This is a genomic window from Pseudomonas sp. Eqa60 (genome assembly GCF_018326405.1).
Classification (GTDB): domain Bacteria; phylum Pseudomonadota; class Gammaproteobacteria; order Pseudomonadales; family Pseudomonadaceae; genus Aquipseudomonas; species Aquipseudomonas protegens.
Genome location: NZ_AP024342.1, coordinates 4568870 through 4592972, shown reverse-complemented (window position 1 = coordinate 4592972; position 24103 = coordinate 4568870). Strand labels below are relative to the sequence as shown.

At 58.6% G+C, this 24103-nt stretch carries 23 protein-coding genes, 3 tRNA genes and 1 pseudogene; 22 read left to right on the top strand and 5 right to left on the bottom strand.

Annotated features, from left to right (window positions below; all coding sequences use genetic code 11):
- The first annotated feature begins 1 nt into the window (after nucleotide 1).
- From KI242_RS20675 to KI242_RS20620, 12 genes are all read left to right on the top strand, one after another.
- Nucleotides 2–388, top strand: a complete 387-nt coding sequence (locus tag KI242_RS20675; protein WP_212805501.1) for a hypothetical protein — start codon at nucleotides 2–4, stop codon at nucleotides 386–388.
- The gene (locus KI242_RS20670; RefSeq protein WP_183001645.1) at nucleotides 354–524 is read left to right on the top strand and encodes a hypothetical protein; all 171 of its coding nucleotides are present in this window, start codon (nucleotides 354–356) and stop codon (nucleotides 522–524) included. The genes KI242_RS20675 and KI242_RS20670 overlap by 35 nt, the downstream gene beginning before the upstream one ends.
- A 59-nt stretch (nucleotides 525–583) precedes the next feature.
- Nucleotides 584–1267 carry a phage minor tail protein L gene (locus tag KI242_RS20665; protein WP_072444339.1) on the top strand — a complete coding sequence of 228 codons (684 nt, stop codon included), beginning with the start codon at nucleotides 584–586 and terminating at the stop codon, nucleotides 1265–1267.
- 2 nt (nucleotides 1268–1269) lie between these two features.
- Nucleotides 1270–2040 carry a Mov34/MPN/PAD-1 family protein gene (locus KI242_RS20660; RefSeq protein WP_212805500.1) on the top strand — a complete coding sequence of 257 codons (771 nt, stop codon included), beginning with the start codon at nucleotides 1270–1272 and terminating at the stop codon, nucleotides 2038–2040.
- Between the two features lie 42 nt (nucleotides 2041–2082).
- Nucleotides 2083–2424: a hypothetical protein gene (locus KI242_RS20655; RefSeq protein ID WP_212805499.1), complete on the top strand. Its 342-nt coding sequence runs from the start codon at nucleotides 2083–2085 to the stop codon at nucleotides 2422–2424.
- 54 nt (nucleotides 2425–2478) lie between these two features.
- Nucleotides 2479–3051 (top strand): tail assembly protein, encoded by a 573-nt coding sequence (locus tag KI242_RS20650; RefSeq protein ID WP_212805498.1) that lies wholly within the window; start codon nucleotides 2479–2481, stop codon nucleotides 3049–3051.
- Between the two features lie 57 nt (nucleotides 3052–3108).
- Nucleotides 3109–6198, top strand: a complete 3090-nt coding sequence (locus tag KI242_RS20645; protein ID WP_212805497.1) for a host specificity protein J — start codon at nucleotides 3109–3111, stop codon at nucleotides 6196–6198.
- Between the two features lie 564 nt (nucleotides 6199–6762).
- Nucleotides 6763–7182, top strand: coding sequence for a hypothetical protein (locus KI242_RS20640; protein ID WP_212805496.1), 420 nt, complete (start codon nucleotides 6763–6765; stop codon nucleotides 7180–7182).
- Nucleotides 7183–7287: 105 nt separating this feature from the next.
- Nucleotides 7288–7731: a structural protein P5 gene (locus tag KI242_RS20635; protein WP_244868149.1), complete on the top strand. Its 444-nt coding sequence runs from the start codon at nucleotides 7288–7290 to the stop codon at nucleotides 7729–7731.
- Nucleotides 7728–8102 (top strand): hypothetical protein, encoded by a 375-nt coding sequence (locus KI242_RS20630; RefSeq protein WP_212805495.1) that lies wholly within the window; start codon nucleotides 7728–7730, stop codon nucleotides 8100–8102. Before KI242_RS20635 ends, KI242_RS20630 begins: the two co-directional genes overlap by 4 nt.
- Nucleotides 8099–8386 carry a hypothetical protein gene (locus KI242_RS20625; protein WP_212805494.1) on the top strand — a complete coding sequence of 96 codons (288 nt, stop codon included), beginning with the start codon at nucleotides 8099–8101 and terminating at the stop codon, nucleotides 8384–8386. The genes KI242_RS20630 and KI242_RS20625 overlap by 4 nt, the downstream gene beginning before the upstream one ends.
- Nucleotides 8387–8554: 168 nt before the next feature.
- On the top strand, nucleotides 8555–8773 hold the full coding sequence (locus KI242_RS20620) for a hypothetical protein (protein WP_212805493.1): 219 nt from the start codon (nucleotides 8555–8557) through the stop codon (nucleotides 8771–8773).
- Nucleotides 8774–8926: 153 nt separating this feature from the next.
- On the opposite strand, the gene KI242_RS20615 is transcribed toward KI242_RS20620, so the two are convergent.
- The 3 genes from KI242_RS20615 to folD all read right to left on the bottom strand — a co-directional run bounded on the left by KI242_RS20615 (nucleotide 8927) and on the right by folD (nucleotide 11301).
- Nucleotides 8927–9622: an SOS response-associated peptidase family protein gene (locus KI242_RS20615; RefSeq protein WP_212805492.1), complete on the bottom strand. Its 696-nt coding sequence runs from the start codon at nucleotides 9620–9622 to the stop codon at nucleotides 8927–8929.
- A 33-nt stretch (nucleotides 9623–9655) separates the two neighbouring features.
- Nucleotides 9656–9973, bottom strand: a complete 318-nt coding sequence (locus tag KI242_RS20610) for a hypothetical protein (protein ID WP_212805491.1) — start codon at nucleotides 9971–9973, stop codon at nucleotides 9656–9658.
- A gap of 473 nt (nucleotides 9974–10446) precedes the next feature.
- Nucleotides 10447–11301: a bifunctional methylenetetrahydrofolate dehydrogenase/methenyltetrahydrofolate cyclohydrolase FolD gene (folD, locus tag KI242_RS20605; protein ID WP_011062276.1), complete on the bottom strand. Its 855-nt coding sequence runs from the start codon at nucleotides 11299–11301 to the stop codon at nucleotides 10447–10449.
- Between the two features lie 280 nt (nucleotides 11302–11581).
- Between folD and KI242_RS20600 the strand changes: the two genes are divergently transcribed.
- From KI242_RS20600 to KI242_RS20560, 9 genes are all read left to right on the top strand, one after another.
- Nucleotides 11582–11658: transfer RNA gene (locus tag KI242_RS20600), tRNA-Arg, on the top strand.
- Between the two features lie 32 nt (nucleotides 11659–11690).
- Nucleotides 11691–11766: transfer RNA gene (locus KI242_RS20595), tRNA-His, on the top strand.
- 57 nt (nucleotides 11767–11823) lie between these two features.
- Nucleotides 11824–11908, top strand: a tRNA-Leu gene (locus KI242_RS20590).
- Between the two features lie 411 nt (nucleotides 11909–12319).
- Entirely contained in the window at nucleotides 12320–13630 is a 1311-nt protein-coding gene (gene tig / locus KI242_RS20585) for a trigger factor (RefSeq protein WP_015636350.1), read from the top strand.
- Nucleotides 13631–13722: 92 nt separating this feature from the next.
- Entirely contained in the window at nucleotides 13723–14358 is a 636-nt protein-coding gene (gene clpP / locus KI242_RS20580; protein ID WP_011062274.1) for an ATP-dependent Clp endopeptidase proteolytic subunit ClpP, read from the top strand.
- A 112-nt stretch (nucleotides 14359–14470) separates the two neighbouring features.
- Complete coding sequence (clpX, locus tag KI242_RS20575) at nucleotides 14471–15754, top strand: ATP-dependent Clp protease ATP-binding subunit ClpX (protein WP_011062273.1); 1284 nt, start codon at nucleotides 14471–14473, stop codon at nucleotides 15752–15754.
- Nucleotides 15755–15916: 162 nt separating this feature from the next.
- A complete protein-coding gene (gene lon / locus KI242_RS20570; protein ID WP_011062272.1) occupies nucleotides 15917–18313 on the top strand; it encodes an endopeptidase La in 2397 nt (798 codons plus the stop codon).
- A 148-nt stretch (nucleotides 18314–18461) separates the two neighbouring features.
- On the top strand, nucleotides 18462–18734 hold the full coding sequence (locus KI242_RS20565) for an HU family DNA-binding protein (RefSeq protein WP_011062271.1): 273 nt from the start codon (nucleotides 18462–18464) through the stop codon (nucleotides 18732–18734).
- A 226-nt stretch (nucleotides 18735–18960) separates the two neighbouring features.
- Nucleotides 18961–20832 carry a SurA N-terminal domain-containing protein gene (locus tag KI242_RS20560; protein ID WP_015636349.1) on the top strand — a complete coding sequence of 624 codons (1872 nt, stop codon included), beginning with the start codon at nucleotides 18961–18963 and terminating at the stop codon, nucleotides 20830–20832.
- Nucleotides 20833–20901: 69 nt separating this feature from the next.
- Here KI242_RS20560 and KI242_RS32055 read toward each other — a convergent pair.
- Nucleotides 20902–21865: pseudogene (locus KI242_RS32055) on the bottom strand (AraC family transcriptional regulator ligand-binding domain-containing protein).
- 66 nt (nucleotides 21866–21931) lie between these two features.
- Between KI242_RS32055 and KI242_RS20550 the strand changes: the two are divergent.
- Nucleotides 21932–22810 (top strand): sterol desaturase family protein, encoded by an 879-nt coding sequence (locus KI242_RS20550; protein ID WP_015636347.1) that lies wholly within the window; start codon nucleotides 21932–21934, stop codon nucleotides 22808–22810.
- Between the two features lie 58 nt (nucleotides 22811–22868).
- Here the strand turns inward: KI242_RS20550 and KI242_RS20545 are convergent, their stop codons facing one another.
- The gene (locus KI242_RS20545) at nucleotides 22869–24074 is read right to left on the bottom strand and encodes an MFS transporter (protein WP_015636346.1); all 1206 of its coding nucleotides are present in this window, start codon (nucleotides 24072–24074) and stop codon (nucleotides 22869–22871) included.
- Between the last annotated feature and the right edge of the window lie 29 nt (nucleotides 24075–24103).

Below are 24103 nucleotides of genomic sequence, written 5' to 3'. Positions count from 1 at the left end.
CATGGTAACGATCAAATTTTCGCCGGTGTATGCGCCGGAATTGACGCTACTTAAATCGGTGTTCGTCAAGGAACTCACGATCACTATCAACGGCGAGTCCTTCGACTTTTCTCCTCTTCAGCCCGGCTATGAGTTGTCGCTTGAGGCTATCGGCTCCCCGCTGTTCGCCGACAAGGCTGTCATGTCCGCTGACAGTGCTCTGGCAGTCACTCTGCTCATGCCTTACGACGAGGCGACGGCAACCGACGACATTCGCTTTCCTGAGCCTGTGACAGTGACCGCCGATGGCCCGGTGGAGATTCCCACCGATCACCCGGCGCCACCTCCAGAACCCCCTACCATCGAGGCCGTCAATGGACTTCTCGCAGAGCAAGAAAACGGTTACTGAGCAGGACCAAAAGGTGCAGGAGGCGAGGGAGTACCTGCAGCAAACAGACTGGCTTGTAGTGCGCAAGTTGGAAACCGGCAAGGACATCCCGGCGGACATCGCAGAGAAGCGTGCCGAGGCGCGCAACTTGATCTAACACAGCAACACCCGACCCCACCCGCCTAGAGCGGGATTTTTTTGCCTTGAGGAAACACGATGCCAATTACGGCCGATATCCAGACCTTGGAGCCTGGCGCGTGGGTGGAGCTTTTCGAGCTCGACGCTACCGCACTGGGCGCCGAGCTGTACCGCTTTCACGGCTACCCGCAGCAGTCGTCGATCTACTGGCAGGGTGAGGAGTATTCGCCCTGGCCGATCAAGGCCGAGGGCTTCGAAATGACGGGGCAGGGCGCGCAGCCGATGCCGACCCTGTCTGTCGGCAACGTCGGCGGGTTCATCACGGCCTTGGTGCTGTACTTCGAGGACCTGGTGGGGGCGAAGTTGATCCGGCACCGGACGCTGGGCAAGTACCTTGATGGCCAGCCGGAGGCGGACCCCGACGAAGAGCTACCGCCGGACATCTGGTATGTCGAGCGCAAGGCTGCCGAGAACAACGAAACGGTGCAGTTCGAACTGGCCTCGGCCCTGGACTTCGCCGGGGTTCAGCTGCCGCGCCGGCAGATCGTGGCCAACGTCTGCTGGTGGCTCAGTTGCGGCGGTTACCGCGGGCCCTACTGCGGCTACAACGGTGGGCCCGTGGCCGATGAGAACGACATCATCGTCACCGATGCCTCCAAGGACAAATGCGGCGGCCGCCTGAGCAGCTGCAAGCTTCGCTTCGGCGAGAACAACCCTCTGCCTTACGGCTCATTCCCGGCCGCTGGCCTGCTTCGGAGCTGACCATGAACAAGTCCACCTGCGCCGCCATTGAGCGGCATGCGCTGGCTGAGTACCCGCGTGAGTGCTGCGGCCTGGTGATTCGCGAAGGGCGAAAGGAAGTCTATGTGCCTTGCCGCAATACGGCCTCGACGCCCAGTGAGCATTTCCGCCTGGCGCCCGAGGACTTCGCCGCTGCCGAGGACCGCGGCCAGGTGCTGGCGGTCGTGCACAGCCACCCAGACCACCCAGCGGCACCCAGCGAAGCGGATCGCGTCTCCTGTGAGGCCTCCGGGCTTCCCTGGCACATCCTTGAGGTCCGCAAGGGTGATGATGAACGGGTGCGCCCTGGCGAGCTTGTGAACTTCGCGCCGGACGGTTACCAGGCCCCGCTGATCGGCCGCAAGTTCGCCCACGGCGTGCACGACTGCCTGAGCATCATCCTCGACTACTACCGGCGCGAACTTGACATCGACCTGGGCCAGTACGAGCGTGAGGATGGCTGGTGGGAGAAGGGCGGAAACCTGTATCTGGAGAACCTGCCGGCGGCTGGCTTCACACAGGTCAGCGCGCCGCAGAATGGCGACATCGTGCTGATGCAGATCCGGTCGAAGGTGCCGAACCATGCCGGGGTATACCTGGCCGACGGCATCCTGAAGACCGAGCCCGAGCACTTCCCAGCACCTGGGTCGATCCTGCACCACCTGTACAACCGAGACAGTAAACGCGACAACTACGGCGGGTACTGGCGAGAAGTAACCGTCAGCTACTGGCGGCATCGGGAGGTCAGGCCCTGATCAAAATGGTATCGTCTGCCGATCTCACAAGGAGCGGAAAACATGCGGATTTTGATTTGGCTTGCCGTCGCGCTAACACTTGGTGGATGCGTCGGCCCTGGCGATCTTGAGCGGAACGACCCAAGTCTGAGGCTTAGCACTAAAAAGGACCCTAAAAGCTATGCGCTTTGTGTTTTTCCAAAGTGGCAGAACGCACGCAACGACTCGTCAATGAGTGAAACGGAAAGCGGTTACCGATTGCTGGTCGCTAGCGCTATGGCTGACGAGCTTCTTGAAATTCGCAAGACGTCCTCGGGTAGTGATGTAACGCTCTACCAGCGCATGGCCTGGTCTGCAATGCCTGGACGAAGTGCGATAGAGTCGGCAGTGAAATCCTGCCTTTGAAAATGAACGTTCGAAAGCCGCCCTTGAGGCGGTTTTTTTATGCCCGGAGAAAACATGTCGCAATCAGCTGAAAAGATGCAAACCATTCTGCTGTCCGGCTCACTGGCAAAGCTTTTCGGCCGACGCCACAGGGTCGTGACGCGCGGAGGTTGGCGGGACATCATGGGGTACTTCAAGCAGTTCCCGGGCTTTGAGGAGCACATGGCTGAAAGCTCAAGCAAAGGTCTGCGTTATGCAGTTTTCAACGGCAAGGAGAACATTTCCCAGTCGGATCTGGAAAAGCCCACTGGGCGTGATGTTATCCGAATTGTTCCAGTCATTACCGGTTCGAAGCGTGCCGGAATCCTGCAGACAATCGTGGGGGCGGTGCTTTTGGTGGCCAGCATCTGGTTCCCTGGGTTGGCTCCTGCAGGTATTGCCATGGTTGCCGGCGGCGTCATCCAGATGTTGAGCCCCCAAGCAAAAGGCCTGGGCACCCAAGACACCCCCAACAACCGACCCAGCTACAGCTTCAACGGAGCCGTGAACACCAGCGTCCAGGGCAACCCTGTCCCGCTTCTCTACGGCCGGATGATTGTCGGCAGCGCGGTGATCAGCGCCGGGATCTACTCCGAAGACCAGATGTAAACCGAACCCGCCACCAGGCCCGCCATGAGCGGGCTTTTTTACGCCTAAAGGAAAGCCATGAACCAGCACATTACCGGCAGCAAGGGCGGCGAGTCGAAGCCGCGGCCGTCCGTTGAGGCCCCCGACAGCCTGCAGAGTACCGCGTATGCGCGGATCCTTGACCTGGTGAGCGAAGGCGAGATCCAGGGCCTGGTCGCGGGCGAGCGCTCGGTCTACCTCGACGAGACGCCCCTGGCCAATGCCGACGGCACCCGTAATTTCAGCGGCGTCACCCTGGACGCCCGCACCGGCAGCCAGGATCAGCTGCATATCCCGGGCTTTCCGGCGGTCGAAAGTGAAATTGCGGTAGGGGTTGAGCTGAAGTATGGCCAGCCCTGGGTTCGCGCTGTGCAGAACCTGCAGCTGTCGGCCGTGCGCGTGCGTTTGTCTACCCCGCGCCTGGCCCAGACCAACACCAGCAACGGCGACACCAACGGCTACACCGTGCAGTACAAGATCGAGGTTTCCACCGACGGCGGGGCCTATGTCCAGGTGCTCACCTCGGCGTTCAGCGGCAAGACCTCGACCAAGTACGAGCGCTCCCACCGGGTCGACCTGCCGCCGGCCAGCAGCAACTGGCAGATTCGGGTTACCCGCCTGACGCCGAACAGCACCTCTGGAGCGATCGCAGATAAAACCAGCATCGATGCGATCACTGAAGTGATCGACGCCAAGCTGCGCTATCCGGGTTCCGCTGTCGTCGGCCTGCAGTTCGATGCCTCGCAGTTCCAGGCGATCCCCACCCGGTCCTTCGACTTGCGCGGCCGTATTATTCGCGTGCCGAGCAATTACGACCCGGAAAGCCGGCAATACTCCGGCGTCTGGGATGGTTCGTTCAAGACGGCCTGGACCGACAACCCGGCCTGGATCTTCTACGACCTGCTGCTGCACTTCCGCTATGGCCTGGGCCACCTGCTGAACGAGGGCCAGGTGGACCGGTGGGAGCTGTACCGCATCGGCCAGTACTGCGATCAGTTGGTGCCGGACGGGAAGGGCGGCCAAGAGCCGCGGTTCACCTGCAACCTGTTCTTGCAGACCAGGTCGAACGCGCTGGACGTGCTGCAGGACCTGGCCACGACCTTCCGGGGGATGTCCTACTGGGCCGCCGGCTCGGTGATGGCCATTGCCGATATCCCGGAAGATCCGGTTTACACCTACTCGAACGCCAACGTGATCGACGGCAAGTTCGGTTACTTCGGCTCAGCCAAGAAGACCCGTTACACCGTGGCCCTGGTGAGCTGGAACGACCCGGCCGCCTTCTACCGGCAGAAGGTCGAGTATGTGGACGACCAGGCCGGAATCACACGCTACGGCATCCAGCAGACCGAGATCACCGCCACCGGCTGCACGTCCCAGGCTCAAGCCCAGCGCATCGGAAAGTGGGCGCTGTTGACCAACCGTCTGGAAACCGAAAGCGTGGGGTTTTCCGTGGGCTTGGATGGCACCCTGGCGCGCCCCGGGCAGATCATCCGCATCGCGGACAATGATCGGGCAGGGCGCCGCATTGGTGGGCGCCTGCGCTCTTCCACGCTCGACAGCCTGGTACTGGATGCCGACGTGAAGGCATACCCCGGCGACACCATCACCGTGATCATGCCCACGGGCACAGCTGTCTCCCGCAAGATCAAATCGGTCGGGTATCCGCTGACCTGGGACCGCAAGGGAATCAAGTGGTCAAGCGGCCGCGTAACAATGGATACCACCGGGTTTCCTGCTGAAGTCCAACAGGTTGTGCTGGAGAAGAAGCTGGATGAACTGCCGCCCCAGCATTCGATGTGGGCGATTGACTCGACAACCCTGGCCACTCAACTGTTTCGCGTGATGTCGGTGGCGGAGGATTTCTCCGACTCGGAGATCAAGTTCACGATCAGCGCGGTACGTCACAACGCCAGTAAATACGGCGCAATCGACAACGGCACGCGCATTGAGCGCCCACCGGTGACAGTGATCCCGCCGAGCGTCCAGCGGCCGCCGGCGAACGTGACGGTGAGCAATGACCATTTCGTCGACCAGGGTAGCGCGGTCAGCGTCATGACGATTGAGTGGGAAAAGCCAGAAGCCGCGATCGCCTACGAGGTCTACTGGCGCAAGAACGACGGTGACTGGATCTTTGCGGGCCGCACGGGCACAACGTCTATCGATGTGAGCGGGATCTACGCGGGCCGGTATGTGGCCAAGGTGCGGGCCATCAACTCGCTCGACATCGGGTCGGTGTTCGCGACCTCGGCAGAGACTGTTCTGAACGGCAAGACCACTCCGCCGCCGGTGCCGTCGTCCTTCACCGCAGAGTCAATTGTGTTCGGCATCAAGTTGGCCTGGGGCATCCCAGCAGGCCTGAGCACCGCCGACGTGCAGCGAACGGAGATCTGGTACAGCCAGACGAACCAGGTTGGAACAGCTATCAAGTTTGGCGACTATGCCTACCCGCAAACTGACCTGACCATCATGGGCCTGGCCGCCGGTGTGCAGTTCTTTTTCTGGGCTCGGCTGGTGGACCGGATCGGCAACGTAGGGGCGTTCTATGGGCCAGTCACCGGGCAATCATCTTCGGACGCTGGACCGATCCTTGAGTACCTGAACGACCAGATCACCGAGACCCAGTTGAGTCAGCACTTACTGGAAAAGATCGACTCGGGCGGTGGCGCACAGGTTGAGGTTGAGCAGATCAAGACAGAGCTCGCTGCGATGTACTCAATCAAGACTCAGCTCACCGTGGACAATAAGCCATACCTGGCCGGCATTGGTATTGGCGTAGAGAACAACGAAGGGATCATCACCAGCCAGGTGCTGATTGCGGCCAGTCGGTTTGCGGTCGTAGATCCAAACTCAAGCCAGGTCTATTACCCGTTTGTAATTCAAAACGGTGCGGCGTACATCGACACTGCGTTCATCAAGAGCGGAACCATCACAAACGCCATGATCGGTGGTTTTTTGCAGTCTGATGACTACGTTGTGGGCGTGCAGGGGTGGCGCCTGGATAAGGCGGGAAACATCGAGTTTAACGGGCCCGCACCAGGTGGAGGTCGGCTGACCATGACCAATCGGGCGGTGAAGGTCTATGACCAAAATAACGTCAAGCGGGTGCAACTTGGAGACCTTAGTGCATGAGTTTCGGACTACGGATGTGGGGGGCTGACGGAAAATTGCAGTTCGATACAGATACAGTGACATGGCAAGTTGCTCTTTCGCTTGTAGTTTCATTCGACGGATCCCCACCCACTACCCGTCAATACTCAGTGCCAGGGTGTAACCCTAGCAACTCAACTGCTTTCTGCCTGCCACTATCTAATGTCGTTAACACCGATTTAAGGAATCTCCAACTGGAGGCGCAGATGGGGACTGATATTGTTTATGTCCGAAACTTTTTAGGAGGTTTTAGCGGAAGTAGCACTATATCTTGGGCGACGATGAGGCTGATGGTTATGAGGTGGAAGTGATGGCTGGGTTTGGTCTGTCTGTTATCAATGACGCTGGTACAGTAGTTATTGATAGTGAGTTTTCAAGGTTGTGTGTGTTTTATCATGGTCCTTACAGTAGTCCAGGACAGCTTGTTAATATTTACTTTGCGCAGGCCGTGAAAACCCAGGAGCCCCCACTGATATTTCTTCGCCCCAATAACAACGGAGCCACCGCTACCTTTGGTACAGGGTACCTCGGGGGCCTGGCAACTGGGTGGGCGTAACGATTTATGGCAATGGCACAAGTGGAATGGTATTTGTCGCAGCTTTTGACGCCTCACCCGTCAGTGACTTTGGCATGCGCCTTTGGGATGGGGCTGGAAAGTTGGTTTTTGACTCTGGAACTCCTGCTGCATCATTCACCAGAGTTATCCCGAACTGGACGTATACCCACACGACAAAAGACGTCCAAGGTTATTATCTGAATTGGTATGCGATTCCAATTCAGTATGATCTTGGTGATTACTTTCTGTCTAATAATTTGAGGATGTGGATGATGGCTGGCAACAATACAGCCCGGGTTGTCGCTGCTTATTATGATTTTCCAGCGGGTGTAATTCGCTTAAGGCTCACTGCATTGCAGAACCCTTTTTACATGTTGTTGCCTGGAATATTTGGGAAGGTTAACGCCTGATCACTACGAACTGGAGATAGTTATGCCGATTACTGAGCAGCAGTTGCTGCAGATCCTCCCTCAAGCCCGCCAAGTCGCGGGCTTTTTTGTGCCTGGAGTTTGACCATGACTATTCAGAACGCCCGCGGCGTCCGCAACCGCAACCCGGGAAACATCGACTACAACCCCCGCAACGACTGGCAAGGCCAACTCGGCAAGGAGCCGAACGGCCGCTTTGCCATCTTCGACACTGCCGAGAACGGCATTCGTGCCCTGGGCAAGCTGCTACTCAACTACCGAGGCAAAGACGGTATGCCGGGAGTCGGCGGCCCAGGCATCGACACCCCTCGCGAGTTCATCACCCGCTGGGCGCCTGGGAACGAGAACGACACCGAGGCCTACATCGCCGCAATCGCTAAGCGCCTGGGCGTGAAGGCGAACGACGCGATCGACATCAAGAACCCGGCGACCCTGCGCGCCGTGATGCTCGGGATCATCGTGCACGAAAACGGCGGCAACCCTTACTCGAGCGAGGTATTCGAGGAAGGCCTGCGCAGGGCCCTGAAGTGAGCGCCGGTGCCTGGCGGGTGGTTGGCATTCTGCTGGCCGTCGTCCTGGTGCTGGTCGCCGGCGCTGCTCTGGGGGCCTGGATGGCTTCCAGGCATTACCGGCCGCTGCTCGATACCGCCCAGGAGGCTCTGGCCACGGCAAAGGCTGGTCGCAACAATCTGGAAGCCCTGGCGGGTGAGCAGGGCCGGAAGCTGGGTGACCTGGTACTGGCAGGTCAGGAGCGTGAGCGCCATGCTGCCCAGGCCCAGGCCGATGCCCAGGAGCTGGCCAAACACGACTACTCCGCGGCGAATCGTCTCCTGCAGGAACGTACCGGCGATGATCCGGCGCCGGCGGCGGAATTGATCATTGATCAGGAGCTGGGGTTGTGAACGACAAAACGTACAGCAAAATATTCCAGAAGCTATTCCTGGCCGGGCTTTTGTTGTTCCTGGCCGGATGCGCAGCCCGGGAGCCTGAGGTGCGCACCGTGCGGGTGGAGGTGCCGGTGCCAGTACCCTGCAGGGCGCCGGTGGTGCCCGTGCCGGCCTGGGCCACGGACAGCCTCAAGAAGACCGACAGCCTGGAGCTGAAGGTGCGTGCGCTGCTGGCGGAGCGTAGGCAGCGGATCGGATACGAGCGCTTGCTCGTTGCGGCAGTCGCAGCTTGCCAGTGATCAGCAGATTCTGATCAAAGCCGGAGCGGGGCAGTGACTTGTGAGCAGGCTTATGAGGGATTAAGGAGGTGAGTTGACGCCTTTAAAATTGGTTAAGGCGAGATCATCGTGCGAGGGAAAAATTGCTATAACTAAAAGCTGTGATCAGTATTCGATGAGATAGAGCTCATGAAGAATATGACTTTGGCGGATTGGCAAAATCTGCTCGTTGCGCAGATCAGTCCCGAGAGCTGCCTTGATGAGTATTACTTTGATTTGATCTGCACCGCTAACGAAATGTTGCGACTTGGGCTCGTTGACCGTAATGAGTGGCATGGTCAGATTCAACAGGCCGGAGATTGGTTGGTTGCGGCAATTGAGCAAGAGCAAGCGCAGGCTGGAAAATGAAAGAGCCCGCCGAAGCGGGCTAAAGCCGGTAGGGGGATTTTGGCCCGGCTGGAGGATTGTAGAACAATCGCGGCTTGGGGCAAGCCGGAAGTGGATCGGGTATGAGCAGCGTTTGACTATGGCGGTTTTTACATGTCAGCAGTCAGCCGTTGTTCACCGCATCGCCACCGGCGGGCTTGGTCGTGGCTCGATCAGTTCCGGACCGTGATTCCTGACGTTGCCGACGGCGGCGCTAACCTTGAACCACTCGAAAGCCTCGGCGGCTTCTCCCTGGTGCAGCACCATCTGTTCGGCGCGCTCCTTCGGCGTGGCCGGGTCGAGCCATTCACGGGCCAGGTCCGGGGCCAGGACCACCGGCCGGCGGTCGTGAATATCGACCATGCCGCCCTGTGCGTCGGCGGTGATGATCACAAAGCCGTCGTGCTCGCCCTGGTCTTGGGCCGGAAGCTGTCCGATTGAGGCGCAGAGGATAGGTGAACCGTCGCGGTGTCGGATCAGGTAGGGCTGCTTCTTCGGGCCGCCTTCGTCCACCCATTCGAACCAGTTGTCGATCGGGCATATGGCTCGGTGCGGCCAGATCTGGCGAAAGAAAGGCCCATGGGCCACTTTCTCGACCCGGGCATTGATCGGTGCAGCACGATCTGTGGCCCAGTGCGGTCGCCATCCCCAGCGCACGGCGTCGGCATGCAAGGCCTCGCTGGCGACATGGAGGAGGGCGAGTTGCATCGTCGGCGCTGCGTTGTAGCGCTCCAGGGGCTGATCGCCGACGTTATTGATCAGGGCCCCGGGCATGCTCAGGGCTGCGACGAAGTCGTGAATGCCGCGATATTGTGAGAGTCGTCCGCACATAGGCATTTCTCCCGGCAGAGGAGAAAGCATAGATCACGGAGTGGGGTCGCTCGTAGTCATGCCCCAGGTGGGCACCGACCCGTTCCAGCGATTGTTGTTTTCTTTCGACACGCACTCAGCATGCGCGCGATTTGCATCTTGCCTGGCCGCATCACGCTCTGCCCTGATCGCATCGATCTGCGCGTTAAGTTCCTGGTTGATCTCGACGAGCTTGGCGATGCTCTGCCGGCATGCAGCCAGGGCCTGCTGCATTTGTTCGCACTCAGCAGTTACAAGCAGCACATGCTGCCTCAACATTTCTTCATGCGTGGGGATGCCCAGCCAATCTGCTGTGTCGTCTTCGGTGTGCACGGTACTACCTCGATCCAGGTGCTGTATGTGCATACAGTAATCGAGGCTTGGACGGGGCGCGATTTGCGCCGACGAACTGTAGGGGGGAGGGGGTGCAGCTGGGTCGGCAGAACGCCGGAGGCGGGAAAACTGGCTGTACCAATTTTTGTACCACTGGGGGCGGGGCGTGGGTGCTTGGTGCGTGGCGGTGGTGGGTAGAACCCCAGGAAACGCTGGGGTTTATCCCGCTGCGGCCCGCTGGAAACCGCAGAAAACATCTTATGAGTATGGCTGAAGAACTGTCGATTGTTCTTCCACGGTCAGCCGAAAGCCCTTAAAAATAAAGAAAAAACACGTTTTTTTCCTGAACGGTAGGGCTTTGCGCAGCAATGGGCGTGGGCTAAGAGTCAGGGGTGATAAAGAGCCCGGGTGGCCTTTAATTTCAGAATAAAAAAACCCGCCATTGGCGGGTTTTCTGTTGCGGGGCAGCAAACTCAGCTGTGCAGCGATTCGGCTGCGTACAGCGTGTTTTCCAGCAGGCAGGCGCGGGTCATGGGGCCGACGCCACCCGGTACTGGGGTGATCCAGCCGGCGCGGGGCAGGGCGGTTTCATACACCACGTCACCCACCAGCTTGCCGTCGTCCTGGCGATTGATGCCAACGTCGATGACGATTGCGCCTTCCTTGATCCACTCGCCCTTGACCAGGCCCGGCTTGCCGGCGGCTACGACTACCAGGTCGGCACGGCCGACATGACCAGCCAGATCCTTGGTGAAGCGGTGGGTCACGGTCACGGTGCAGCCGGCCAGCAGCAACTCCATGGCCATCGGGCGACCAACGATATTGGAAGCGCCGACAACCACTGCATCCATGCCGTACAGATCGGCACCGGTGCTTTCCAGAAGGGTCATGATGCCCTTGGGGGTGCAAGGGCGCAGCAGTGGAATGCGCTGGGCCAGGCGACCGACGTTATAAGGATGGAAACCGTCCACGTCTTTGTCCGGGCGAATACGCTCCAGTAATAGAGAAGCGTCCAGGTGCTCGGGAAGCGGCAACTGCAGCAGGACGCCATCGATGTTCGGGTCATCGTTGAGGCGGTCGATCAAGCCGGCCAGGTCCTCTTGAGTGGTGTTGGCGGGCAAGTCATAGGCTTGGGAAAGGAAGCCGACCTCTTCGCAGTCTTTACGCTTGTGCGAGACATAAACTTGAGAGGCCGGGTCGCTGCCGACCAGAATCACCGCGAGGCCTGGAGTACGCAGGCCTTGCTGGCGACGCTCGGCGACGCGTTTGGCGATCTGCTGGCGCAGGCTAGCGGCGATCGCCTTGCCGTCGATTAGTTGTGCAGTCATGACGCGTGATTAACCATCGAGAGGGTGAGAAAAAGAGAACGCATTCTCGCATGTCGGAACGTGAGGGCAAAGGCGCTTGGTCTGCAAATTCCCCTAAGCCCTTTAATTAAATGAATTTTTTTCAAAAAAGAGTTGACGACCTAACGGACCGTCTATAACATTCGTCGCACTTGTCGGGCACAGCCTAGCACTGGTTAAGAAGGTCGGGCAGAGTTGATGTTTAACTCGTAACGACTGAAAGCAATTAGTTTGTAATCGTTAAAGAATACAGATTAATAAGGCGCCCGTAGCTCAGCTGGATAGAGCATCCGCCTTCTAAGCGGATGGTCGCAGGTTCGAGTCCTGCCGGGTGCGCCATTAGGCAGCTTTGGCACAAGTAACGCAATATGGTGGGCGTAGCTCAGTTGGTAGAGCACAGGATTGTGACTCCTGTTGTCGTGGGTTCGATCCCCATCGTCCACCCCATATTCGAAGAAGGCGCCAGATTAATAGTCTGGCGCCTTTGCTTTAAAAGCTTGTTACGCGGACGTGGTGGAATTGGTAGACACACTGGATTTAGGTTCCAGCGCCGCAAGGTGTAAGAGTTCGAGTCTCTTCGTCCGCACCAATAAAGTAGCTAGTTAATAGCAGATAACGGCGCAGCACCTGAAAAGGGCTGCGCCGTTTTCGTTTCTGGATTCGATACCTCTAAGTGGCTGCATCCGATGAGCCGGTTGAGTGGCAGAATGTTGTCCTTTGGTCGTTGAGGGTTCCGGGTTTCAGCTATTGGCTGGCGTTTTTCAGGGGTGTGCTGAACGACTCCTTCTATATATAGAAGGGTTGAAGTAGAGGCCCTGGTTTGGTTCGCAATATTTGCTCTCATGGCGAGGCTCAATCCTTTGTCCCCGCCTTCACATTGCCGGCGGTTTTTTACCCGTTTTCAGTAGGGTGACTTCTTGAGTTTGACCCTCTAGAATGCATGCCCTTGATTCTGGGGTCGGAAAACGGCCGGCTAACGTCTGTGCAACGAGGAATATCCATGCAAGTTTCTGTTGAAAATACTTCTGCTCTTGAGCGCCGCATGAGCATCACCGTGCCGGCTGAGCGCATCGAGAGCCAGGTCAACAAGCGTCTGCAGCAGACTGCCCAAAAGGCCAAGATTCCAGGCTTCCGTCCTGGCAAGGTTCCAATGAGCGTGATCCGTCAGCGTTATGAGGCTGATGCGCGTCAAGAAGCAGTAGGTGATGTGATCCAGGCTTCCTTCTATGAAGCCGTTGTCGAGCAGAAACTGAACCCTGCCGGCGCTCCTTCGGTCGAGCCTAAAGTGCTGGAGAAGGGCAAGGACCTGGAGTACGTTGCCACTTTTGAAGTGTTCCCAGAGTTCACTGTTGCCGGCTTCGAAAACATCGCCGTTGAGCGCCTGAGCGCTGATGTGGCTGATGCCGACCTGGATAACATGCTGGAAATCCTGCGCAAGCAGAACGTGCGTTTTGAAGTGGCCGATCGTGCTGCGCAGAACGACGATCAACTGAACATCGATTTCGTTGGCAAGGTTGACGGTGAAGTCTTCGCCGGTGGTTCGGCCAAGGGTACCCAGCTGGTGCTGGGCTCGGGTCGCATGATTCCTGGCTTCGAAGAAGGCCTGGTAGGCGCCAAGGCGGGTGAAGAGCGCGTCCTGAATCTGACCTTCCCTGAGAACTATCAGAACCTGGATCTGGCCAACAAGGCCGCCGAGTTCACTGTGACTGTCAACAGCGTTTCCGAGCCTAAGCTGCCAGAGCTGACCGAGGAGTTCTTCGCTCAGTTCGGCATCAAGGAAGCAGGTCTGGAAGGCTTCCGCGCCGAAGTTCGCAAGAACATGGAGCGCGAACTGCGTCAGGCCATCAAGTCCAAAGTGAAGAATCAGGTCATGGACGGTCTGCTGGCCTCCAACCCGATCGAAGTGCCGAAGGCGCTGCTGGACAACGAAGTTAACCGTCTGCGCGTTCAAGCTGTCCAGCAATTCGGTGGCAACATCAAGCCGGATCAACTGCCAGCCGAGCTGTTCGAAGAGCAGGCCAAGCGTCGCGTGGTACTGGGTTTGATCGTTGCTGAGGTTGTTAAGCAGTTCGATCTGAAGCCTGATGAAGGCCGCGTTCGCGAGCTGATCCAGGAAATGGCTTCGGCTTATCAGGAACCTGAGCAGGTCGTGTCCTGGTACTACAAGAACGAGCAGCAATTGAACGAAGTTCGTTCGGTTGTGCTGGAAGAACAAGTTGTGGATACTGTTCTGCAGAAAGCTAGCGTGACCGACAAATCGGTCTCCTACGAAGAAGCGGTCAAGCCGGTAGAAGCACCTCAAGCCGACTGATTTTCTTCTCGTTCGAAGCACACACCATAAGCCAGCCTTCGCGCTGGCTTATGCGTATTCAAGACGTGACTATTTGGGAGTGACTGCAGAGCATGTTCCGTAATTCGTATATTCAGCAGAACTCTGATATCCAGGCCGCAGGCGGCCTGGTCCCGATGGTTGTCGAGCAGTCCGCTCGTGGCGAGCGCGCCTACGACATCTACTCGCGCCTCCTCAAGGAGCGAGTGATTTTTCTGGTGGGCCCTGTAGAGGACTACATGGCCAACCTGATCTGTGCGCAACTGCTGTTCCTTGAAGCGGAAAACCCGGACAAGGACATCCATCTCTATATCAACTCCCCGGGCGGTTCGGTGACAGCTGGCATGTCGATCTACGACACCATGCAGTTCATCAAGCCTAACGTTTCAACCACTTGTATTGGCCAGGCATGCAGCATGGGCGCGTTCTTGCTGACAGCCGGCGCTCCAGGCAAGCGTTTCTGCCTGCCAAACTCCCGAGTGATGATTCACCAGCCACTGGGCGGTTTCCAGGGCCAGGCATCGGATATTGAAATCCATGCCAAGGAAATCCTCTTTATCCGTGAGCGTCTCAACACGCTGATGGCCAAGCATAGCGGGCGCACCCTGGAAGAAATCGAGCGCGATACCAATCGCGATAACTTCATGAGCGCCGAAGCTGCGCGTGAGTACGGGTTGATCGACGAAGTAATCAACCAGCGCCCCGCTTAAAATAAGCAGCTCAAAATGGGCATGGTCGGTTGTTCCGATCAGTGGCGGGCTTGAAAAAGCCCGCAATAGCCTTCATCTTGTGTTGCAAGCCTATCGGATTTGGATCGAACGAATGACTGACACCCGCAACGGCGAGGACAACGGCAAACTGCTTTATTGCTCCTTCTGTGGCAAAAGCCAGCATGAAGTGCGCAAATTGATTGCCGGCCCCTCGGTCTTTATCTGCGACGAGTGCGTCGACCTGTGCAATGACATCATCCGTGAGGAGGTGCAGGAAGCACAGGCCGAGAGCAGCGCGCATAAATTGCCTTCGCCTAAAGAAATCAGCGGCATCCTTGATCAGTACGTGATTGGTCAGGAGCGTGCAAAAAAGGTTCTAGCAGTAGCGGTGTACAACCACTACAAGCGTCTGAACCAGCGTGACAAGAAGAGTGACGACGTCGAACTTGGCAAGAGCAACATCTTGCTGATCGGCCCTACAGGTTCGGGTAAGACGCTGTTGGCCGAAACCCTGGCTCGCCTGTTGAATGTACCTTTCACCATCGCCGATGCCACCACCCTGACCGAAGCCGGTTATGTGGGGGAAGACGTCGAGAACATCATTCAGAAGTTGCTGCAGAAGTGCGACTACGACGTAGAGAAGGCCCAGATGGGCATTGTCTACATCGATGAGATCGACAAGATTTCCCGCAAGTCTGACAACCCTTCGATTACCCGGGATGTTTCCGGCGAAGGCGTTCAGCAAGCCCTGTTGAAGTTGATTGAAGGCACGGTTGCCTCCGTTCCTCCGCAAGGTGGTCGCAAGCATCCGCAGCAGGAATTCCTGCAGGTCGATACCCGTAACATCCTGTTCATCTGTGGTGGTGCGTTCTCGGGTCTGGAAAAGGTTATTCAAAACCGTTCCACCAAGGGCGGCATCGGTTTCAACGCAGAAGTTCGCAGCAAGGAAGAAGGCAAGAAAGTCGGTGAGTCCCTGCGTGAAGTCGAGCCTGACGATCTGGTCAAGTTCGGTCTGATCCCGGAATTCGTCGGTCGTCTGCCTGTCCTGGCGACCTTGGATGAGTTGGACGAAGCGGCATTGATTCAGATCCTCACCGAACCGAAGAACGCCTTGACCAAGCAGTACGCCAAGTTGTTCGAGATGGAAGGTGTTGACCTGGAGTTCCGTACCGATGCCTTGAAGTCCGTCGCCAAGCGAGCCCTTGAACGCAAGACTGGTGCTCGTGGCCTGCGCTCCATTCTTGAAGGTGTTCTGCTCGACACTATGTATGAAATCCCCTCGCAGTCCGAGGTGAGTAAAGTAGTGATCGACGAAAGCGTTATTGAAGGCAAGTCCCAGCCACTGTACATCTATGAGAACAGTGAGCCGACGGCCAAGGCGGCGCCAGACGCGTAAGCGTCGCGCTGTTGGAATGAAAGAAGGGGCCTTCGGGCCCCTTTGTTTTTAGCGCCTTAAAGTGCTGTCTTTGAGCTTGTTTTTTTTCCAGGCAGCCCCCATCTTGGTTTCAAGCTTACTTCCATCTGTTTACGGCCTTACGGCCGCCGTAGAGGCGAAATCATGAAGACAACCATCGAATTGCCTCTCCTGCCATTGCGTGATGTTGTGGTTTATCCGCACATGGTTATCCCGCTGTTCGTGGGGCGCGAGAAGTCGATCGAAGCCCTCGAGGCAGCGATGACGGGCGACAAGCAGATTCTCTTGCTGGCGCAGAGAAACCCTGCTGATGACGATCCCGGTGAAGATGCACTCTATCGCGTAGGTACCATTGCGACTGTCTTGCAGTTGCTCAAATTGCCTGATGGCACCGTCAAGGTATTGGTTGAAGGCGAACAGCGTGGTGCTGTTGAGCGCTTCAGCGAAGTTGATGGCCATTGCCGTGCCGAAGTCTCCCTGATTGACGAAGTCGATGCTCCTGACCGTGAGTCGGAAGTGTTTGTTCGCAGTCTGCTGTCCCAGTTCGAGCAGTACGTGCAACTGGGCAAGAAAGTCCCTGCCGAGGTGCTGTCGTCCCTCAATAGCATCGATGAGCCAAGCCGCCTGGTGGATACCATGGCTGCGCACATGGCGTTGAAGATCGAGCAGAAGCAGGAAATCCTCGAGATCATCGATCTGTCCGCTCGGGTCGAGCATGTCCTGGCATTGCTGGACGCCGAGATCGATCTGCTGCAAGTGGAAAAGCGCATCCGTGGTCGCGTCAAGAAGCAAATGGAGCGCAGCCAGCGCGAGTACTACCTGAATGAGCAGATGAAGGCCATTCAGAAAGAACTGGGTGATGGCGACGAAGGGCACAACGAAATCGAGGAGCTGAAAAAGCGTATCGATGCCGCAGGCCTGCCAAAAGACGCGATGACCAAGGCTCAGGCCGAACTGAACAAGCTCAAGCAGATGTCGCCGATGTCTGCCGAGGCTACTGTGGTCCGCTCTTATATCGACTGGCTGGTTCAGGTGCCGTGGAAGGCACAGAGCAAGGTTCGTCTCGATCTGGCACGTGCCGAAGATATTCTCGATGCCGACCACTATGGCCTGGAAGAGGTCAAGGAACGGATTCTCGAATACCTCGCCGTACAGAAGCGGGTGAAAAAGATTCGTGGCCCGGTACTGTGCCTGGTGGGGCCTCCTGGGGTGGGTAAAACCTCCCTGGCGGAGTCGATCGCCAACGCTACCAACCGCAAGTTCGTACGCATGGCCCTGGGTGGCGTGCGTGACGAGGCGGAGATTCGTGGGCATCGTCGGACTTACATCGGTTCGATGCCAGGAAGATTGATTCAAAAGATGACAAAGGTGGGGGTGCGCAACCCACTGTTCTTGCTCGACGAAATCGACAAGATGGGCAGCGATATGCGCGGTGATCCGGCCTCGGCATTGCTCGAGGTGCTGGACCCCGAGCAGAACCATAATTTCAACGATCACTACCTGGAAGTCGATTACGACTTGTCCGATGTGATGTTCCTCTGCACCTCCAACTCGATGAATATTCCGCCGGCCTTGCTGGACCGGATGGAGGTGATTCGTCTGCCTGGCTACACCGAGGACGAGAAGATCAACATCGCGGTCAAGTACCTCTCGCCCAAGCAGATTCAGGCCAACGGCCTGAAGAAGGGCGAGCTGGAATTCGAGCCGGATGCGATCCGCGACATCATTCGCTACTACACCCGCGAGGCCGGTGTACGCGGCCTGGAGCGGCAGATTGCCAAGGTCTGCCGCAAGGCGGTGAAAGAGCATGCGATGGAAAAGCGCTTCTCGGTGAAGGTCACTTCCGACCTGCTGGAGCACTTCCTCGGCGTGCGCAAATTCCGCTACGGCCTGGCCGAGCAGCAAGACCAGATCGGTCAGGTGACCGGGTTGGCATGGACTCAAGTGGGCGGTGAACTGCTGACCATCGAAGCCGCTGTGGTTCCGGGCAAGGGCCAGTTGATCAAGACCGGTTCCCTGGGCGATGTGATGGTCGAGTCGATCACAGCAGCACTGACCGTGGTGCGCAGCCGGGCCAAGAGCCTGGGCATTCCCCTGGACTTCCACGAGAAGCGCGACACCCATATCCACATGCCAGAAGGGGCGACCCCGAAAGACGGCCCCAGCGCGGGTGTAGGCATGTGCACGGCGCTGGTTTCGGCGCTGACCGGCATTCCGGTGCGGGCTGATGTGGCAATGACGGGCGAGATCACTCTGCGTGGTCAGGTATTGGCTATCGGCGGGTTGAAAGAGAAATTACTCGCCGCTCATCGGGGTGGAATCAAGACAGTGATCATTCCGGAAGAGAATGTTCGCGATTTGAAAGAAATTCCTGACAATATCAAGCAGGATCTGCAGATTAAACCGGTTAAATGGATTGACGAAGTCCTGCAAATTGCGCTGCAATACGCGCCGGAGCCCTTGCCGGATGTGGCTCCCGAGATAGTCGCAAAGGACGAAAAACGCGAGTCTGACTCTAAGGAAAGAATTAGCACGCATTAGTACGCATTAGCCTGGGGGGCTTCCTTGACAGCTTTTTAGAGCCCTTGTTATAAAGCGGCTCTTAAGTGTCTGTAGGCCATTCAGCACTCGTTTTTGCTTTCACCAAAAAACTTAGAATCATACTCATAGATATATAAGGGGACTTAGAGTGAACAAGTCGGAACTGATTGATGCTATCGCTGCATCTGCTGATCTCCCGAAAGCTGCTGCTGGCCGTGCGCTGGACGCAGTAATCGAATCCGTTACTGGCGCTCTGAAGGCCGGTGACTCTGTGGTGCTGGTTGGTTTCGGTACTTTCTCCGTAACTGATCGTCCAGCGCGTATCGGTCGTAACCCACAGACCGGTAAGACTCTGGAAATCGCTGCTGCTAAAAAGCCAGGTTTCAAAGCCGGTAAAGCACTGAAAGAAGCCGTTAACTAAGTTTCTTCAGGGTCTTTGCCCATCCGGGTCGGGGTCATGCCTGATCTGGCAGCGGGGCGCTAGTCAACCGGTCTACCACCGGTTCACGCCGAGGGTCGCGGGTTTAACCTTCGTCCGCTCCGCCAGTTACGAGAAGGCGCATCCTCGGATGCGCCTTTCTTCTATCCGGACTCTACCCACGCTCCACGGTTGCTCAAATTGAAGTACAACCGTTTCTGGGGGACGCATGCTGCAGAATATCAGGGACAATTCACAAGGCTGGATTGCCAAAACCATCATCGGGGTTATCGTCGCGCTGTTGGCGTTGACGGGATTCGATGCCATTTTCAAGGCCACTACCCACAATCAGGACGCGGCCAAGGTCAACGGTGAGGAAATCACTCAGAACGAGTTGAGCCAGGCCGTCGACATGCAACGTCGTCAGTTGATGCAGCAGCTGGGCAAAGACTTCGATGCCTCCCTGCTGGACGAGAAGATGCTGCGCGAAGCTGCTCTCAAAGGGCTGATCGACCGCAAGCTGTTGCTGCAAGGTGCGCAGGATTCCAAGTTCGCGTTCTCCGAAGGTGCGCTGGACCAGGTCATTCTGCAAACGCCGGAGTTCCAGGTTGATGGCAAGTTCAGCCCCGAGCGCTTCGACCAGGTGATCCGTCAACTGGGTTACACCCGCCTGCAATTTCGCCAGATGCTGACTCAGGAAATGCTGATCGGCCAGGTACGCGCCGGTCTGGCAGGCAGCGGTTTTGTCACCGACGCCCAGGTGCTGGCATTCGCCCGTCTGGAAAAGCAGACCCGTGACTTCGCTTCCCTGACCATCAAGGCCGACCCGGCAGCGGTCAAGTTGACCGACGACGAGGTCAAGGCGTACTACGACCAGCACGCCAAGGAGTTCATGACTCCGGACCAGGTGGTGATTGATTACATCGAATTGAAGAAGGCCGCCTTCTTCGATCAGGTCAGCGTCAAGGACGAGGACCTGCAAGCGCTGTATCAGAAGGAAATTGCCAACCTGTCCGAGCAACGCCGCGCGGCGCACATCCTCATCGAAGTCAATGACAAGGTGAATGAGGCCCAGGCCAAGGCCAAGATCGAAGAGATCCAGGCACGTCTGGCCAAGGGCGAAAGCTTCGAGGCACTGGCCAAGGAGTTCTCCCAGGACCCGGGTTCGGCCAGCAACGGCGGCGACCTGGGTTTCGCAGGTCCTGGCGTCTATGACCCAACCTTCGAGAAAGCCCTGTACGCCTTGAACAAGGACCAGGTATCGGCGCCGGTACGTACCGACTTCGGTTTCCACCTGATCAAGCTGCTGGGTGTCGAAGCGCCGGAAGTGCCGAGCTTCGCCAGCCTCAAGGGCAAGCTGACCCGGGATCTGAAGACCCAGCAGGTCGAGCAGCGTTTCGTCGAGGCCACCAAGCAACTGGAAGACTCGTCGTTCGAAGCGTCCGATCTGGCACAACCGGCCCAGGACCTGAAGCTGACTGTCCACACTTCCGCGCCATTCGGCCGTGAAGGTGGTGACGGCATCGCAGCCAACCGCGCCGTGATACAAGCGGCGTTCAGCACCGAAGTCCTCGATGAGGGTGCCAATAGCACCGCCATCGAACTGGACCCGGAAACCGTGGTAGTGCTGCGTGCCAAGGAGCACCGCAAACCTGAGCAACTGCCACTGGAAAGCGTTGCCAGTGCCATTCGCACGCAATTGGCCAAAGAGCACGCCAGTGCCGCGGCCAAGACCAAGGCTGAAGAGCTGATCGCCAGCCTGCGCGACGGCAAGACCGCGCTGAACAAGCCGGTGGATGGCCAGGACTGGAAAGTCGCGCACGCCGTGACCCGTGGCCAGGAAGGGATCGATCCGACCGTGCTGCAGGCGCTGTTCCGCATGACCAAGCCTGAGTCCAAGGACAAACCGACCTTCACCAGCGTGACCCTGCCTAATGGCAACCTGTTGGTGCTGCAGCTCAATGGTGTCAACGAAGCCGCTGCGCCGACCGAGGAAGAGAAGGCTCAATACCGTCGCTTCCTGGCCTCGCGGGTAGGGCAGCAAGACTTTGCCGCCTACCGCAAGCAGCTGGAAAACCAGGCGGACATCAAGCGTTACTGATGTCTGACCCACAGTGTTGAAAAGACCCCGGCCGCAATGCCGGGGTCTTTTTTTGGGCTGGAAAAAACTTCAGCCAAGGGCGTTCTTCCAGCGTTTGCGTGCATGCAGGTAGGCCGCCTGATCGTTGTAGCCCAACTGCAGGGCAATCTGGGCCCGGGATTCGCCTTGCAGTTGCAGGTGCATTTCCAGCTCGGCGCGGGTCTGGTCGAGCAATTCGCGAAAGCTCAACCCCTGTTCCTCCAGGCGTCGCCGCAGCGTTCGCGGGGTTTGATGCAGTTGCGCGCAAAGGCTTTCCAGGGTTGGTGAGTGGCCGGCGGCCAGGGCCTGGCGACAAGCCGCTGCCACCTTGGCGGCCCAACCGCTCTGTCGCCGGTGCAGGGCCACCCGTCGATCCAGCTCCTCGCTCAGCAGTTCCAGCATGCCGGCGTGGCGGGTTTGCAGCGGCAGTTGCAGGGTTTGCGGGTCGAAGTAGAAACGGTTGGCCGGGCAATCGAATTCGATCCGCTTGCCGAACCAGTGATGGTACTGCGCGTGATAGGCCGGGCGTGGATGGCTGAAGCAGGCCAGTACCGGCTGCACCGCAAGGCCGGTGCCACGGCGCAACTGAGTGATGGACATGACGCCATAGTGCTCGATCAGGTAGCGGCCGAGTGGCGCCGATGTGTCGATATCAACCTCGACACCGGCCCCCGGGTATCCGCCACCAGCTGTACCCGGTCGGTATCCGAACCCAAGGGCGCGTAGCGCACCCAGAACGCCATGGACGCGGCGACATCCGGACAGTACAGGCTGGCGTGGGCGATCACGTGCCAGTCCTGGGGGTGAAGCGTTCGAACAGTTTGAGGCCGATGGCCGGCTCCAGCGCTGCCGCGGCGCGCCACAGCTGCTCCAGCTGCAGCAGGTTGTAGTCCTGCTGGGGGCCGGTGTTCTGGTCATCGAGAAAGCGTTGCAGGACTTCACCCAGGCGCCCGCGATGGAAACGCGGGGCCATGCCCTTGGCCGGATCTCGCGGAATTCTGTCCAGTTCGCGCATAGAGCGGGCTGCCTTGCTGATCTCTAATGGTGGGGCGATGCCCACAAGGATAAGAGCGAGAATGCCATGAACCACGACCTGCTGACCAACAACCCGCTGCTGATCGTTTCGGCGATCTTTGTGTTTTTCATCCTCCTGGAAATCACCTGTTCGGCCTTTGGCCAACCTCGCGGCCAGCGCCGTGATGTGTTGATCGAGGCGGTGGGCTCAAGCCTGTTGCTCGGTGTGACCTTTCCCCTGGTGATGTGGGCCAGCGGCGCGCTCATGCAGCTATCGCTGCCCGAAGCAAAGGGAGCACTGGCACAGATCCCCTGGGTACTCGGCCTGCTGCTGTTCCTGGTCTTCGATGACATGACCCAGTACTGGTGGCACCGATTGACCCACCGCGTACCGGCGCTGTACGCGTTGCATCGCGCGCACCATTCGGCGCCCTACATGAGCATTCGCATCGTCTACCGCAACAACAGCTTCTATTACCTGCTGATGCCCGGCATCTGGTTCTCGGGAGTGCTGATTTATCTGGGGCTGGCGCCGGTCTACTACGGTTACCTGATTCTCAAGATGACGGTGATCTTCGCCGCTCACAGCAGTGTGGCCTGGGATGACAAGCTGTACCGCATCGGTTTTCTGCGGCCGCTGATGTGGTTGCTGGAGCGGGTCTTTTCTACGCCGTCCACCCATTCGGCGCACCACGGCCTGAGCGCCGAGGATGGTGTGACCCATTACAAGGGCAACTTCGGCAACCTGCTGTTCCTCTGGGATGTGCTGTTTGGTACGGCGAAGATCACTCGGCGCCGGCCCGTTGCCTATGGCATCGAACACTTGGCACCCGTGAGCTGGACGCAAGAGTTGTTCTGGCCGCTGGTACGCAGCCGTAAAGCCCGCTCCAGTGCAGGGGCGAAGGTAGAGGGCGCCTTGCCGGCGAACCCTGCTTCGCAAGGCTAGGCATTCTTTCTCGAGCCCTGGTGCTGGAGCCCCGGCCACCCGAGCCGGGAGCCGGATTTTAAGCCCGGGCAGGGAAGCCCTCGCGTCGGGCGTTCATCGCCACTAGCAGGGTCACCAGCAACAGGGCGGCAATCACCCAGGGGAAGGTGGCCACGCCCGGCCCCTGCAGCAGCAGCGCGCCGCCCAGGCCGCCACCGGCGATTGCCAGGTTCCACAGGGTCACCAGCATCGACTGCGCAGTATCGGCGTGCTCGCCGGCGGCCTTGGCCAGCGCAGTCTGCAGCAAGGTGGCCATGCCGCCAAAGGACAGCCCCCAGATAGCGATTGCCCCATAGATTGCCAGTGGCCGGTCGCCGAGCAGGCCCAGCAGCAGGGTCGAGCCGATAAACAGCAGACAGCTGGCCAGTACCAGCTCACGCAGCCAGCGGTCGATCAGCAGGCCCACCAGCCAGATGCTCAGCAAGGCGGCCAGGCCGAACACCAGCAACACCCGCTCGATTTCCCCGCCAAGCCCGGCCGGCTCAAGAAAAGGCGCGATGTAGGTGTAGAGAATGTTGTGGCCCAGCACATAGGCGAAGGTCACGAACAGCACCGGCCGGATCCCCGGCAGGGTCAGGACACGACTCAGCGACAGGCGCTTCTGCGCCCGCAGCCCGGGGAAGTCCGGCACTTGCACCAGTACCCAGCCGATCAGGCCCAGGGTCAGCACAGTCATCACGGCGAAACTCATGCGCCAGCCCAGCAGGGCGCCCAGCCAGGTCCCGGCGGGCATGCCCACCGACAGCGCCAGCGGCGCGCCGAGCATGGCCAGGGTAATCGCCCGGCCCTGCAAGTGTGGCGCCACCATGCGGCTGGCATAACCTGCCACTAGGGCCCAGAGCAAGCCGGCGAAGACTCCGGCAAAGAAGCGCGCCACCAGGATCAGGCTGTATTCGGTGGAGAGGGCCGTGATGCTGTTGACCACGGCGAAACCGCCGATGGCGATCAGCAGCAGGGGCCGGCGCCGCCAGCCCTGGGTGAGGAGGATCAGCGGAATGGCCGCCAGCAGTGAGCCCAGGGCGTAGACGGTCACCAGTTGGCCGATCAGCGCTGCAGACACGCCCAGGTCGGCACTCATCTGCGGTAGCAGGCCGGCGGGCAGGGTTTCGGTCATCAGGGTGATGAACCCGGCAGTGGCCAGGGCCAGCAGGCCGCCGACAGGCAGGCGTTCGTGGGTTGTGGCAGGTACTTGCAAGGGTTCGCAGGCATTGACGCAATTGCTCATGGAAAGGCCCCGATGGGTGGGTTCGGAAG